This window comes from Actibacterium pelagium (genome assembly GCF_002285415.1).
Lineage (GTDB): Bacteria > Pseudomonadota > Alphaproteobacteria > Rhodobacterales > Rhodobacteraceae > Actibacterium_B > Actibacterium_B pelagium.
The window spans coordinates 567,069-581,205 of record NZ_NSBU01000007.1 but is presented as its reverse complement, the minus strand read 5'-3'; the positions used below and the strand labels follow the sequence as shown (position 1 = coordinate 581,205).

General features: G+C 58.1%; 13 protein-coding genes. 6 read left to right on the top strand and 7 right to left on the bottom strand.

Going from position 1 to position 14,137, the window contains the following annotated elements; genetic code table 11:
• Positions 1-4 precede the first annotated feature (4 nt).
• Both CLM58_RS11785 and CLM58_RS11780 read right to left on the bottom strand, forming a co-directional pair.
• Positions 5-466, bottom strand: coding sequence for a DNA polymerase III subunit chi (locus tag CLM58_RS11785; RefSeq protein ID WP_095596111.1), 462 nt, complete (start codon positions 464-466; stop codon positions 5-7).
• Positions 466-1,932: a leucyl aminopeptidase gene (locus tag CLM58_RS11780; protein ID WP_095596110.1), complete on the bottom strand. Its 1,467-nt coding sequence runs from the start codon at positions 1,930-1,932 to the stop codon at positions 466-468. Before CLM58_RS11780 ends, CLM58_RS11785 begins: the two co-directional genes overlap by 1 nt.
• 117 nt (positions 1,933-2,049) lie before the next feature.
• Here CLM58_RS11780 and lptF point away from each other — a divergent pair, with 117 nt between their 5' ends.
• The 6 genes from lptF (at position 2,050) to rsmA (ending at position 9,428) form a co-directional block, all read left to right on the top strand.
• Positions 2,050-3,186, top strand: coding sequence for an LPS export ABC transporter permease LptF (gene lptF, locus CLM58_RS11775; RefSeq protein WP_233133109.1), 1,137 nt, complete (start codon positions 2,050-2,052; stop codon positions 3,184-3,186).
• Positions 3,183-4,283: an LPS export ABC transporter permease LptG gene (gene lptG / locus CLM58_RS11770; protein ID WP_095596109.1), complete on the top strand. Its 1,101-nt coding sequence runs from the start codon at positions 3,183-3,185 to the stop codon at positions 4,281-4,283. Before lptF ends, lptG begins: the two co-directional genes overlap by 4 nt.
• Positions 4,283-6,397, top strand: coding sequence for an LPS-assembly protein LptD (locus CLM58_RS11765; protein ID WP_095596108.1), 2,115 nt, complete (start codon positions 4,283-4,285; stop codon positions 6,395-6,397). The genes lptG and CLM58_RS11765 overlap by 1 nt, the downstream gene beginning before the upstream one ends.
• A 65-nt stretch (positions 6,398-6,462) precedes the next feature.
• Positions 6,463-7,608, top strand: coding sequence for a peptidylprolyl isomerase (locus CLM58_RS11760; protein ID WP_158221903.1), 1,146 nt, complete (start codon positions 6,463-6,465; stop codon positions 7,606-7,608).
• On the top strand, positions 7,605-8,582 hold the full coding sequence (gene pdxA / locus CLM58_RS11755) for a 4-hydroxythreonine-4-phosphate dehydrogenase PdxA (protein WP_095596106.1): 978 nt from the start codon (positions 7,605-7,607) through the stop codon (positions 8,580-8,582). The genes CLM58_RS11760 and pdxA overlap by 4 nt, the downstream gene beginning before the upstream one ends.
• A gap of 9 nt (positions 8,583-8,591) precedes the next feature.
• A complete protein-coding gene (gene rsmA, locus CLM58_RS11750) occupies positions 8,592-9,428 on the top strand; it encodes a 16S rRNA (adenine(1518)-N(6)/adenine(1519)-N(6))-dimethyltransferase RsmA (RefSeq protein ID WP_095596105.1) in 837 nt (278 codons plus the stop codon).
• Positions 9,429-9,434: 6 nt separating this feature from the next.
• Here rsmA and CLM58_RS11745 read toward each other — a convergent pair whose 3' ends face one another.
• From CLM58_RS11745 to CLM58_RS11725, 5 genes are all read right to left on the bottom strand, one after another.
• Positions 9,435-9,980 carry a DUF4167 domain-containing protein gene (locus tag CLM58_RS11745; protein WP_095596104.1) on the bottom strand — a complete coding sequence of 182 codons (546 nt, stop codon included), beginning with the start codon at positions 9,978-9,980 and terminating at the stop codon, positions 9,435-9,437.
• A gap of 238 nt (positions 9,981-10,218) precedes the next feature.
• Positions 10,219-11,052: a peptide chain release factor N(5)-glutamine methyltransferase gene (gene prmC, locus CLM58_RS11740; RefSeq protein ID WP_095596103.1), complete on the bottom strand. Its 834-nt coding sequence runs from the start codon at positions 11,050-11,052 to the stop codon at positions 10,219-10,221.
• Positions 11,049-12,101 (bottom strand): peptide chain release factor 1, encoded by a 1,053-nt coding sequence (gene prfA / locus CLM58_RS11735; RefSeq protein ID WP_095597081.1) that lies wholly within the window; start codon positions 12,099-12,101, stop codon positions 11,049-11,051. The genes prmC and prfA overlap by 4 nt, the downstream gene beginning before the upstream one ends.
• Positions 12,102-12,398: 297 nt before the next feature.
• Positions 12,399-12,848 carry a DUF1499 domain-containing protein gene (locus CLM58_RS11730; RefSeq protein WP_095596102.1) on the bottom strand — a complete coding sequence of 150 codons (450 nt, stop codon included), beginning with the start codon at positions 12,846-12,848 and terminating at the stop codon, positions 12,399-12,401.
• A 63-nt stretch (positions 12,849-12,911) separates the two neighbouring features.
• A complete protein-coding gene (locus CLM58_RS11725; protein WP_095596101.1) occupies positions 12,912-14,078 on the bottom strand; it encodes an FAD-dependent monooxygenase in 1,167 nt (388 codons plus the stop codon).
• Positions 14,079-14,137 lie beyond the last annotated feature (59 nt).

The window sequence follows — 14,137 nt, the reverse complement described above, 5'->3', positions numbered from 1 at the left end:
CAGCTTAGGCTGAGTCTGCCTTTTTCTCCCACCGGCCCGATTCCTCGGACCAGTATTGCGCAGCCACACCCTGACCGGTCAGCAACTTCCACTGGCCGCGCGCATGCTGCACCGCCTCTGGGTCGTTGCCGTCGAACAGGATGCAGACCCGTTCAGAGCCTTCACAGTCTTCAGCACTGATTTCTGCCCCGTCCACGGACATCAAGCACGCCGCCCCATTTGGGGCCGCATTGTCAGTCGTCAGCAAAACCGGCTGATCGGCGTCAAAGCCAGTACCTGCAACGCCATGGGGCAGAAACCCATCCTCAGGTCGCAGCCAAAGCCGTTCGTCCAGCCAGCGCATCCTGTCCGGGGTTGTTCCGCGCACAACAACGCGCCAGCCTGCTGCCAGAGATTTCTCCAGCAGCATGGGCAACGTCGCTTCCAGCGGTGCGCGGGTCAGGTGATAGAAATACGCAGCGCCCATCAGACCTCGAACTTGTCGCGGATCAGACGATCAAGCGCACGCACGCCCCAGCCAGTTGCCCCTTTCGGCGCGAAAGTTGTCGGCGTTTTGACCGAAGCAACACCGGCAATATCCAGGTGAATCCAAGGCGTCTCGTCCTTGACGAAGCGCTTCAGGAACTGCGCCGCCGTGATAGAGCCCGCATCCCGCCCGCCGACATTCATCATGTCGGCAATGCGCGACTTCAGCTTGTCGTCATAGGCCTGCCCCATCGGCATGCGCCATGCGCCTTCTTCCTCGGTCTCGGCCGCTTTCAAGAAGGCTTTGGACAGGTCGTCGTCATTCGAGAACACACCCGCGTTTTCATGCCCAAGGCCGATGATGATCGCGCCTGTCAGCGTCGCCAGATCAATGATCCCCGAAGGTTTGAACCGTTCCTGCGTGTACCATAGCACATCGGCCAGAACCAAACGGCCTTCGGCGTCTGTGTTGATAACCTCGATCGTGTCACCCTTCATCGAGGTCACAACATCGCCCGGACGCTGTGCAAGCGCGTCAGGCATGTTTTCGACGAGGCCTACAAGGCCGACAACATTGGCCTTGGCCTTCCGCAAAGCGATCGCGCGCATGACACCTGCAACGGTACCCGCACCGCCCATATCCATGGTCATGTCTTCCATGCCACCTGCGGGTTTCAGGCTGATGCCGCCAGTATCAAAGACAACACCTTTGCCAACCAGCGCAAAGGGGGCCTCATCTCCGCCGCCATTCCACTGCATCACGACAACCTTCGACGGGCTTTCAGAGCCCTGCCCGACCCCAAGCAGCGCGCCCATGCCAAGCTTTTCCAGTTCGGCCTCTTCCAGAACCTCGACCTTCAGCCCGATGTCCTTCATGGCAACCAGCCTGTCCGCGAAGTTTTGCGTGGTCAGCACGTTTGCAGGTTCGTTCACAAGATCACGCGTGAAGAATACACCCTCTGCGATTGCAGCGCCAACCGCGGCGTCATCGGCAATGTCATCCGGTTTCGTTACGGCCAAAGTCACAGTGCCCGTAACCGGGGCATCTGCGGTCTTGTGGTCGGTGAAGTCATAGGCCCGCAGGGCGAAGCCCAGACCGATTTCCGCAGCCTTTGGGGCCGAACCCGCCAAAAGAAGCACATCATCCTCGCCGCGAAGCTGTGCCAGCGCGGCACCTGCCTTGCGCGCCTCGGAAACCGAGGGACGCCGCTCTAGCTTAACGATATCAATTGCTTTGGCTTCCATCTGCGGCGGGAAGGTCAATGAGATCACACCGCCCGATTTCAGCTTCTCGAAGGCCTTGCTACCTAAGGCGCGTTGAACACCGCCTTTCGACAGCTTGTTCACCCGACGTGCAGCGGGGTCCATCTTGCCCTCGGCATTGATAAACAGGGCGACCCGCCCAGTTGCCGAGGCAATGGCATCCAGATCCAGTTCGACGATGGAAATCGAGGGGGGCGTTGTCATGAAGTCTCTCCGATTTTGGCTTTATCAAATACCTAGCGGCTGCCCGCCACCTTGACCAGTTATGAGTTTCACCCATCTGTCATTTGGTCTAGGGTCGCCCGCAGATTGAACCTTGGGATGGACCCAGTGAAAACCTTTGACCGATATCTTCTGTCACAGCTGACATTGCTGTTTGGTTTCTTCTCTCTTGTTCTTGTGTCCGTTTATTGGGTCAACCGCGCTGCGTTGCTTTTCGAAGAGCTGATTGGCGATGGCCAATCCGCGAGCGTCTTTCTGGAGTTCACCGCGCTGGCACTGCCGAATGTCATTCGCCTTGTGCTGCCAATTTCCGCGTTCACCGCGACCATATTTGTCATCAACCGCATGTCCAGTGAAAGCGAGCTGGTGGTTGCCCGCTCTATGGGGTTCTCACCCTTCCGAATGATGCGCGCGGTGGTGGTGTTTGGGCTTATGGTGACCGTGCTCATCAGCATTCTGAACCATATCCTTGTTCCCATCAGCCGCAGCGAACTGGCCGACCGACGACAGGCGATCGCCAACAACGACGCCGCAAAACTGCTGCGTGAGGGCCGTTTCATCCACCCCGGCAACGGGATCACCTTTTTTGTGGGTGAGATCACCGATCAGGGACAGTTGAACGGCGTCTACCTTCTGGATGCCAGCAATGAAGCGCGGCAGATCACCTATATCGCCAACCAAGCGCTTCTCGTTCCCAGTGAAGAGGGCCTGAAGCTGATTATGTTCGAAGGGACCTCGCAAACTTTGCGCACGTCGGACCAGCGCTTGACAACCACGCGCTTCAAGGACGCTGTTTATGACCTTCAGGGACTTGCCGACACAGGCCGCAGAAACGTCAGGATCGAAGAGCTATCGACGCAAGAATTGATCACCCCCACACCTTGGCAGGTTCATCATATGAACAGCTCAAGGGCGGAGTTCCTATACGAAGGCCACGCCCGGATCGCACAGCCGTTCCTTGCATTGGCCGGGGCAATGATCGGCTTTGCAGCACTGATGCTTGGCCAATACAGCCGCTTCGGCTTTGGTCGCCAGATCGCATTTGCGATCTTTCTGCTGATTGTCCTGCAACTGATCGACAACGCAGCTTCGGATCTGGCCCGTCAATCTGACAAGAGCTGGCCGGTGGTTTACCTGTCGCCGATTATTGGTGTCCTGATGGCCATTGGCCTGCTCTTTATCAGCCAAGGGACAAAGCGCAGCCACAATGCAACCGAGACAGAGGTGGAATCATGATCCTGCACCTGTATTTCGCTCGTCGGTTCGCCATCAACTTCGCCGCGATTTTCGCGGGCTTTCTGGTGTTCCTACTACTTCTTGATGTGGTCGACCAGATACGAAAGTTCGAGATCGGCACGATCAGCTTTGGCCAAGCTTTGGAATTGGCACTCCTGAACGCGCCCAAAGCGATTTATCGCATCCTGCCTCTGATCGTCATCCTGACCACCTTGGCCCTGTATCTGGGCCTTGCCAGAACCAGCGAGATGGTGATCACCCGCGCCGCAGGCCGGTCTGCACTGCGCAGTCTGATCGCGCCCGTGATTTCGGCGCTGGTACTTGGGGCGATACTGGTCGGGCTTTTCAATCCAATCGTTGCGGCCACCTCGGCCACTTACAAACGCCTTTCTGCGAATTACGAAAGTGGCTCGCAAAATACGCTGTCGATAAGCCGCGAAGGGCTGTGGTTGCGTCAGGCAACTGCTGAGGGTCAAATGGTCATCCATGCCGCTGAAGCCGACAATGACGGGGCTGTTCTGGGCGATGTCACCTTTATGTCGCTGGACGCACGCTCTCAGGCGCTGTTCCGCATCAAGGCCGAAAGCGCCGTTCTGGTCGAAGGCGCATGGCAACTTACAAATGCAAAACGTTGGGACCTTGGCCCCGAGATACTGAACCCTGAACAGTCCTCGACGTTGCATGCCACTTTGACCCTCGCCTCGGACCTGACCGCCGACCGCATTCGTGACAGTTTCGGAGAGCCGTCGGATATCTCTTTCTGGGAGCTTCCGACCTTCATTCGCGATCTGGAGCGTGCAGGCTTTACCACCCGTCGCCACGTGATGTGGCAACAGATGGAGCTTGCCCTACCCCTGCTGTTTGTCGCCATGGTGCTGCTAGGGGCCAGTCTGACCATGCGCCACTCGCGTTTTGGTCGCACCGGAACCATGGTTCTTACAGCTCTTGGCCTAGGCTTGGGCTTGTTTTTCATGCGCAACTTCGCGCAAGTACTTGGGGAGAACGGACAGATTCCCATTCTTCTGGCGGCCTGGGGGCCTCCGGTAGCAGGGATTTTGTTGGCCATGAGTATCTTGTTGCATCTGGAGGACGGGTGATGCGCCGCGTAATTTGGCTGGCTTTGTTGTGTTTGGCCCCGTTTGCCAGCTTTGCCCAGACGGCGGGCGTCACCATGATCGCCGACCGCATGTCCATCAAGTCAGACGATGTGTTGGTTGCTGAGGGCAACGTCGAGGTTTTCTACGATGGCTCCCACCTGCGCGCCACGCGTATCACCTATGACCCCGACACCGACCGCTTGAAGATCGAAGGCCCCCTGACGCTGGCATCCGGCGAAAACATCGTTCTCATGGCCAGCAGTGCCGATCTGGACCCGGCATTGACCTCGGGCATCCTGCAAAGCGCACGCTTGTTGCTGGATCAGCAGATGCAGATCGCCGCGGCACAGATCCATCGTGTAGATGACCGCTATTTGGTGTTGGACAAGACTGTTGCCTCATCCTGCCGCATCTGCGTGAAAGACGAAGTTCCGCTTTGGCAAATCCGCGCCAGCCGCGTCGTGCATGACGAGGAAGAGCAGCAGATTTACTTCGAGAACGCCCGGTTTGAAATCGCAGGCGTACCGGTACTGTATCTGCCGTCGCTGCGCCTGCCCGACCCGACACTGAAACGTTCGACCGGGTTCCTGTCCCCGTCGATCCGGATCACCGACGCTTTGGGCACCGGTATCAAGTTTCCGTATTTCATCACTCTGGGTGACCACGCTGATCTGACTGTCACACCTTATCTGTCGACGGGTCAGACGCGCACTCTGGAACTGCGTTATCGACATGCTTTCCGAAACGGTCGTATGGAATGGAACGGCGCGATTTCAAAGGATGATATCGAGGATGACCCGCGCTCTTATATCTTCGGTAATGGCCGGTTCGAACTGCCCCGAGATTTTGTGCTAGAGTTCCAGCTTCAGGACACCTCTGACCCTTCCTACCTTCTGGATTACGACTATTCCGATGCGGATCGTTTGGAAAGCAACGTGAAACTGACCCGTGTAACGCGAGACGAGATCATTCGCACCGAGGCCATTCATTACAATCCCTTACGCTCTGACATCGATAAAGAATTTGTACCCACGAAGGTTTTGGACCTTGGATACGAGCTCAAAATCCGGCCATCGCAATCCGCAGGCGTTTTCGGGGTCGAGGCCGGACTTTTGGCGTTTGAACGCGATTCATCCGACGATGCGGATGGTCGCGACATTCAGCGCCTGCACCTTGGCGCCGATTGGACCAACAGCTGGACATTCGACAACGGGCTTCTGCTAACCGCCGACGCACGTCTTAAATTCGATGCCTATAACGTCGATGACGACGGTTCTTTTGATAATCAACTGACGCGACTTACCCCCAGCCTTGCGGTGGAGATGCGCTATCCACTGGTCAAGTCGGGCTACAACGGGGCCAGCTACGTGCTGGAACCAGTGCTTCAATTGGCCTGGGCAGACCCATCGGGCGATGATGTCCCGAACGATGACAGCCTCAGCCCGGTTCTGGACGAAGGCAATCTGTTTGCTTTGGACCGGTTTGCCGGCGAAGACGTGGTTGAACGCGGATTGCGCGCGAACCTTGGTGTTGGATGGACCCGGTATTCTGCAAACGGATGGTCCTTCGGCATTGATGTTGGCCGCGTATTCTATGAACGGGATCTCGACCAGTTCGACCAGGGCTCTGGTCTGGATGGCTACACTTCGGATTGGCTGGTCAGCACAAAGATTTTCAGCTCTAAAAACCTGACGATTTCCAACCGCTCGCTTCTTGATGACACGCTCGGACTAAGCAGCAGCCAGCTTCGCGTGGATTGGCAGCAAGCCAAGTTCGAGTTCGAAACAGCCTATGTCTGGCTGGCAAAGAATGCGCTTGAAGGGCGTACAGAGGACAGTTCTGAATGGGACTTTGACGGCACCTACCGCTTTGACCGCAACTGGAGCGGCCGAGCTGAATGGCGCTATGACTTCACTCAGGACCGCGCTCAAGAGGCGGGACTTGGCCTGATCTATAAGAACGAATGTGTCATTGTTGACCTTTCTGTATCGCGCAGGTTCACTTCCTCGGATACAGTCAGGCCGACGACAGACTTCGGAATCGATGTCACCTTTGGTGGTTTCGGCAATAATGCGACCGGGCAAAGCTATCGCCGCTCTTGCACCGGTGTTTAACAGGTAGGATGACTTTGATGTTGCGCAATCTGCTTCTTCTGCTCGTGACTTTGACCATGGCACCAATGGCTGCCCTGGCACAAAACGCGAATCCGTTTGCACCTCAGATCATCGTCAATGGACGGGGCATCACCGGGTATGAACTGCAGCAACGCATCCTGATGTTGGAATTGTTGAATTCACCTGGCGATCTGGTCGAAGAAGCCGAAAAAGGGCTGATTGAGGACCGTCTGCGTGTGGATGCAGGGGCTCGGCTAGGTGTTTCTCCCTCTCCTGAAGACGTCACCTTGGGCATGGAAGAATTTGCGGGCCGTGCAAATCTGAATCTGAAACAGTTTGAAACATTGCTGACCCAACGCGGGATCGCTCCTGAATCCTTCCGTGAATTTGTTCGCGCCGGTTTGGTCTGGCGCGAGGTCGTTGGCCGTCGCTTTGGCCCTCGGTCCCAGATCACCGAGGATGAGATCGACCGCGCTATTGCGATCAGCTCGCGTTCGGGGTCGGCTCGCATTCTGATCTCAGAGATTATCCTACGCGCAGACACACCCGAGTTCAAAGAGCAGGCGCAGGCCACAGCTGCTCGTTTGAAAGAGCAGATCAAGTCACCTGGCGCCTTTGCAGCCGCGGCGCGCAGCCTTTCTGTTGCGCCGACTGGCGCCCGTGGTGGACGCGTCGATTGGGTTGACCTCTCGAACCTGCCGCCAGCACTTGCCAGCCGCCTTCTTGTTCTGGGGCCAAACGAGGTTTCGGACCCGATCCCGCTTGGCGGTAATGCAATTGCCGTATTCATGGTCCGTGATTTGGAAGAGCTTGACGCAGAGCTGCCGGACTCAGTGTCGGTCGAGTTTGCGCGCTATGCCTTGGGCGACACGGCCCCCGGTCGCGTGACCTCTGAAATCGACACATGCGACGACCTGTACGGCGTCGCCAAAGGACAGCCCGAAGAGCGCCTGCAGCGCGAGGTTCTGGCGATTGCAGATCTAGATGACGCGACGGCGCTGACCCTTGCGAAATTGGACGAAAACGAAACCGCAGTCGTCAATCAGGGCGGTCAGAATGTCCTGTACATGCTGTGCGGACGCACACCTGCGCTGGACGAAGATTTCGACCGCACGGCGTTGCGGAATAGCCTGCGTAACCAGCGCGTAAATGCCTATGCCGACGGCTACCTTGCAGAGCTTCGCGCCAGCGCGATCATCAAGCGTCCATGACCACCGCCCCCATCGCGCTTAGCTGTGGGGAACCGGCCGGTGTCGGCCCCGAGATCACCGCGAAGGCCTGGCAGGCACTGAAGGATGAATTGACCTTCTTCTGGATCGGCGATCCTGCGCATCTGCCAGCTGACCTTCCCGTGGTTCGCATCCCATCGCCTGATCAGGCGTCGGCAGCGATGGCTAACGGGCTGCCCGTCATATCTCTCCCGTTCGCAGAGGGTGCGGCACCGGGCCAGCCTTCTGCCGCAAATGCCTTTGGTGTTATCCAGTCGATCGAAATGGCCGTCGAGTACGCGCAATCCGGCGCAGCCTCTGCCGTTTGTACGAACCCGATCAACAAGAAAGCACTCAAGGACGGGGCGGACTTTGCCTATCCCGGCCATACAGAGTTTCTGGCCGCCCTTGGTGGCGTAGATCGGGTGGTCATGATGCTGGCTTGCGATGCATTGCGCGTGGTGCCCGCGACGATCCATATCCCGGTGTCCGAAGTTCCAAAGACCCTGACCAAAGACCTTTTGGAAGCAACCATCCGCATCACCCGCGATGGCCTGATCCGCGATTTCGGCATCTCTGATCCGCGCCTCGCAATCATGGGGCTGAATCCGCACGCGGGCGAAGGCGGCGCCATGGGACATGAAGAGCTGGATATGATCATACCGCTTCTGGATCGGCTAAGGGCCGAGGGCCTGCAACTGACCGGCCCCCACCCCGCCGACACAGCGTTTCATGCGGCAGCCCGCGCCAAGTATGACGCGGCCGTGGCGATGTATCACGATCAAGCCCTGATCCCGATCAAGACCCTCGATTTCGCGGGCGGGGTAAATGTCACTCTTGGACTGCCCTTCATCCGCACCTCACCTGACCATGGCACGGCCTTTGATATCGCGGGCAAGGGGCAAGCAGAGCCGACCAGCCTGATCGCCGCTCTTCGCATGGCACAAGCCATGGCGCTGGCGCGCGGAACCGCGTAAGAGACCCACATGGCTACGATTGACGGTCTTCCCCCCCTGCGCGAGGTCATCGCGACGCATGAACTTGCTGCCAAGAAATCTCTTGGCCAGAACTTCCTTTTGGATCTTAACCTGACCGCGAAAATCGCACGTCAGGCGGGCGATCTATCTGAATGCGACGTTCTGGAAATTGGCCCCGGCCCCGGTGGCCTGACACGTGGATTGCTCGCCGAAGGCGCGCGCCGCGTTCTGGCGATTGAGAAAGACCAAAGGTGCCTGTCGGCGCTGGCAGAGGTCGAAGCCGCCTACCCCGGTCGCCTGAAGGTGATCAATGGCGACGCGCTAGAGGTCGACCCGCTGGAACACCTGACCGCCCCAGTCCGCGTCGTGGCGAACCTGCCCTATAATGTCGGCACGGAACTGCTGGTTCGCTGGTTGACACCCGACTCCTGGCCCCCGTTCTGGGACAGCCTGACGCTGATGTTTCAGAAAGAGGTCGCAGAGCGGATCGTCGCCAAACCGGGCTCCAAGGCCTATGGCCGTCTGGCGATCCTTGCGCAATGGCGCGCCGAGGCGAAGATCGTCATGACCCTTCCGCCCGAGGCGTTTACACCGCCACCCAAAATCCATTCAGCAGTCGTGCATCTGAAACGTCGCGAGAAACCGGCGTTTGAGGCCGATGCGAAAATCCTGTCACGCGTCGTGGCCGCGGCCTTCAACCAGCGTCGCAAAATGCTGCGCGCAAGCCTGAAGGGTCAGGCCCCCGATATCGAGGACCGTCTTCGCGCAGCGGGGATTGAACCGACGCTGCGCGCTGAAAATGTATCGCTAGAGGGGTTTTGCGCCCTGGCGCGGGAACTGGCCTAGGGCCAGTTACTCTGCTGCCGGAGCGTCTTGTGCAGGCGCATCCTGCGGGGCGACATCTGCGTCCTTGGCTTCCGATTTCTTCGGACGACCACGGCGTGCAGGGCGCGGAGCGCTTTTCTTTTCTTCCGGAGTGTCCACCAGACCGCTGTCTTGTGACTCGTCCGCGAACCCCACGGGGCCCGCGTCAGCGATGTCGGGCTGATCGCCGGTGCCATCGACCTTTTGCTCTTTCGCCTGCTGCTGCTGCTCGCGCTGCTGCTGGCGTTCGCGGTTATGACGTTCCTGCTGCTCGCGCTTAGCCTCGGCCTCACGCTGTGCGTCGCTTAGAAGACGTGCGTAGTGCTCGGCGTGCTGCTGAAAGTTTTCAGCCGCAACACGGTCATTCGACAGCTGTGCGTCTGCCGCCAACTGGTTGTATTTATCAATGATCTGCTGCGGTGTTCCGCGCACCTTGCCTTCGGGGCCAGAGCTGTCGAAAACACGGTTGATGATGTTACCCATCGAGCGCGAACGGTTGTTCTTATTCCGCGAACGTGACTTGGAAGATCTCATACTATTATCTGCTGTTCAGCCTTATCTTGGCGAGTTGTGATCCGTTCCGTACCTCTTGCACGGGGTGCCACCGGATCTGGCGATTGTCTGGCTTAACGTGGTGGGGAGCGTCCAAGGCATCCAGCCATCCACTCCATCTGACTAACCATGCCACGGGTGGCAAGACAAGCCAAAAATCCAGAAAACGAAGGAATTGACCCTGTTTGCGGGGGAATTAGGACGCAAACCGATCGGTTTTCTAAGATTGTTGCCTACCGGTCACGACCCGGTCTCTTCCATCCAGATCGGGATGAACCGATACGGATTCAAGCCCGGCGGCCCGAAAAATCGCGGCAACAGCTTCGCCCTGCATCCAGCCGATCTCGACCAACAACCGGCCGCCCGGCGTCAGATGATCTTTGGCACCTGCCGCAATCACGCGATAGGCGGACAGCCCGTCAGCCTCATCGGTCAAGGCGCTGCGGGGTTCCCAATCGCGGACAGAGGCGTCAAGCGCATCCATTTCATCGGCGGCGATATAGGGTGGGTTCGAGACGATCAGATCAAAGCGCCCGGCGACATTGGCGTACCAGTCAGACCGAGCGAAACTTGCCCGATCCGCTATGTTCAACCTGTCCGCGTTTTCGCGGGCCACCGACAGGGCCGCATCAGACAGATCGGTGCCCAGACCTTTTACCAAAGGACGCTCTGCGAGCAAGGACAACAGGATGCACCCTGTCCCTGTCCCCATGTCCAACACATTTGAAAACGGGTGTTTCAAGGCCTCTGCAACCAGATCTTCGGTCTCGGGACGCGGGTCCAGCGTATCCCGCGTGACCTTGAACCGCCGACCGAAGAAGTCACGGTAGCCAATGATCTGAGACACCGGCTGTTTCTCTGCCCGCGCAAGAATAGCTGTTCGAAAGACGTCGTTCTGATCTTCAGTGATCGGGTCAGGCAACACCAAAGTCAGGCGAGACATGTCTTGCCCAATGGCAAAGGCCAAAAGGCGGCGCGCGTCGCGGGCCGGGTCTTCGATACCGGCGGCCTTCAGGCGGGCAACCCCAGCCCGCAGCGCCTCTGCACCGGTCACGCGTCCATCTCTGCCAGTTTGCGGGCCTGATCGTCGGCGATCAGGGCGTCGATAACCTCATCCAGATCGCCCTGCATGACCTGATCCAGCTTATAAAGCGTCAGGTTGATGCGGTGATCCGTCATCCGGCCCTGAGGGAAGTTATACGTGCGAATACGTTCCGAACGGTCGCCCGAGCCGACTTGGCTAGCCCGATCTGCCGAACGTTCATCGGCGATCCGCTGACGCTCTAGATCATACAGGCGTGTCCGCAGAACCTGCATCGCGATCTCGCGGTTGCGATGCTGCGACTTCTCAGAGCTTGTCACGACCACACCAGTCGGAAGGTGCGTAATCCGCACCGCCGAGTCAGTCGTGTTCACGTGCTGACCACCTGCACCCGAACTGCGCATCGTGTCGATACGAATGTCGCCGGCGGGAATGTCGATATCGACCTCTTCGGCCTCTGGCAGCACGGCGACGGTCGCCGCCGAGGTATGAATTCGCCCGCCACTTTCGGTCTCGGGCACACGCTGCACCCGGTGCACGCCGGATTCGTATTTCATCCGGGCAAAGACGCCCTCGCCCTGAATATTTGCGGTCACTTCCTTGATCCCGCCCAGTTCCGATGACTGCTCTTCAAGGATTTCGAACTTCCATCCCTGCGCTTCGGCGTAACGCTGGTACATGCGCAGCAGGTCCCCTGCGAACAACGCCGCCTCGTCACCGCCCGTACCCGGGCGAATTTCGATGATTGCCGGCCGGGCATCCGCGGCATCCTTTGGCAAAAGCGCAATTTGCAGCGCCTCTTCCATCTCGGGGCGTTGCGCCTTGAGGCCGGGCAGTTCTTCCTCTGCCAGCTCTTTCATCTCGGGGTCATCCAACATCGCCTCAGCCTCGGCGATATCGTCCAGCAACTGGCGATAGGCCGCGATCTGGTCGGCAACGGGTTTTACCTCGGCATATTCGCGGCTGACTTTAGCAAAGTCATCGGCCGCGCCGCCAGCAAGCTGCGCTTCGAGGTATTCGAACCTCTGGGTGATCTGATCAAGTTTATCAAAGGGAACCATGCGTTTGTCTTGCGCAAGCATCCGCCGGGGTCAAGAGGACTTGAAGCCCAAGATGTGGTAATCTGGGGTATGAGACTGGCATTTCTCATACTGGCCACCCTGCCCCATGCGGGAACGGCACAAGAGCCGAAACACAGTGGGACGGCTTTGGATTGCTTCTGCACAGACAGCGTGGGGGATCGTGTGGAGCTTGGGCAAAGTATTTGCCTGAATGTCGGTGGTCGTTCCTATATCGCCCGCTGCGAGATGGTTCTGAACAACCCCGCATGGCGTGATACAGGAACCGGCTGCTCGATGTCAGACGTCCGTGAACGTCTTCAACCAACCTTTCAACCGCTTGGCGTTCACACCCCAATCTGAGCCATTCCAACGCATCCGCGCAAAGATCTTCAACCGGGTGCCTTCGGGGCTATGAACGCTTTCGATGGTGGAATAATCCGCGAACCCCCAAAACAGGGTCCGCGTCACCAAGGTTATGCGACCACTTTCGACAGAACCCGCCAGCACCTTGGTTCGAGGAGAGTTCAACGCAATGTCCACAAACCGCTGCATCACAACCTGTGGGCTTTGTGGATAGGCATCCGTGACCGCAAGCGCCCCGATTTTTTTAACATCGAAGGTGGTTTGGTTCTCAGCCCTAACCTCTGTGTGGAACCGCTCCACGTCATGTGGCGCAAGACGCACCCAACCCATCAGGCCAATCACAGCCACACAAAGCCCAACCAACAGGTACACCATTAAACGCATCTTTCTGACTACTCTTGCCTTTCCAGCGCAAGTAATGCTGCCAATTCTTTAAACAAGGGAGGATTAAGAGGACGTCACGTCATACCCATAAAGCCAGTCAAACCGACGCAGCATCATGTCGGGCGACAGGCCACCCGCAATTCGTAGCGCCGTGTGGGCTGCAAAGCGCAGAGGTGGGAAACTCAGGTGATAGTTCTTGGCGTTTTTGCTGGCGGCATCGACAATCTTTTCACATCGTGCCCGACGCAGATGCTGGTAGGCCGCAAGGGCTGTTTCTTGGTCCGGATGGCTTGCAAGGCTATCGGCCAAAACCCACGCGTCCTCCAACGCCATGTTCGCGCCCTGCGCCAGAAACGGAAGCGTTGGATGCGCCGCATCACCCAGAAGAGCGGCATTTCCCTTGTGCCAGTTTTGGGCCACGGGATGACGGAACAATCCCCAAAGGTAAACATCTTCGACACGATCAAGAAGTGACTGAACTTCTGTCGCAAACCCACTGAAAGAATTGAGTAATTCTGAAGGATCGTCTTTGTAATTCCAACCTTCTTCCGCCCATGCCGCCCGCTCTTCGACGGCGACTATGTTCACCAGTTCGCCACCTCTAAGAGGATAAATCACCATGTGGCGCCCGGGCCCCATGTATACCGAAACCTCGTTCGGTAAACCGTCAGTGTTCGGCACCGTTGCACGCCATGCGACCTGACCTGTGAAAAACGGCTCGGCGGCCCCGTTTACAGCCGGGCGCGCCTTGGAATGAACACCATCCGCGCCAATCAGCAGATCGGGTGAGTGGCGGACATTTTGCATGGTTTCGAAAGAGGCTTTGCCGTCTTCAACGGTTACCTCTCGCACCTTCTGCAACAGTCGAATACGCACCCCGGCCTCTGTCGCGGCGTTGTGCAACATGTCGATCAGATCAGCACGGTGCAGGAAGTAATAGGCACCAGCCGCGTTCTGTAACGGCAATCGAGTGACCAAGCGCCCTTTACGATAGTCCCGCAGGTTTACCGCTTCGGCGCGCAGTCCGATCCGCTCTAACTCTGGCCCCAACCCAAGCGCCTTCAGGACCGCGACACCATTCGGGCTGATCTGCAGGCCTGCGCCGACTTCTCGGATCGCTTCGGCCTGATCCAATACATGCACCTGTGCCCCGCGCTGCGCCAATGCGATAGAAGCCGCCAAACCGGCGATCCCTGCCCCTAGAACCGTTGCACGCTGACCAATCAGCATCCGCACCCCCAAAAAACAAACACCGGAGCCACGGCCCCGGTGCTAATCCATTCCGATCC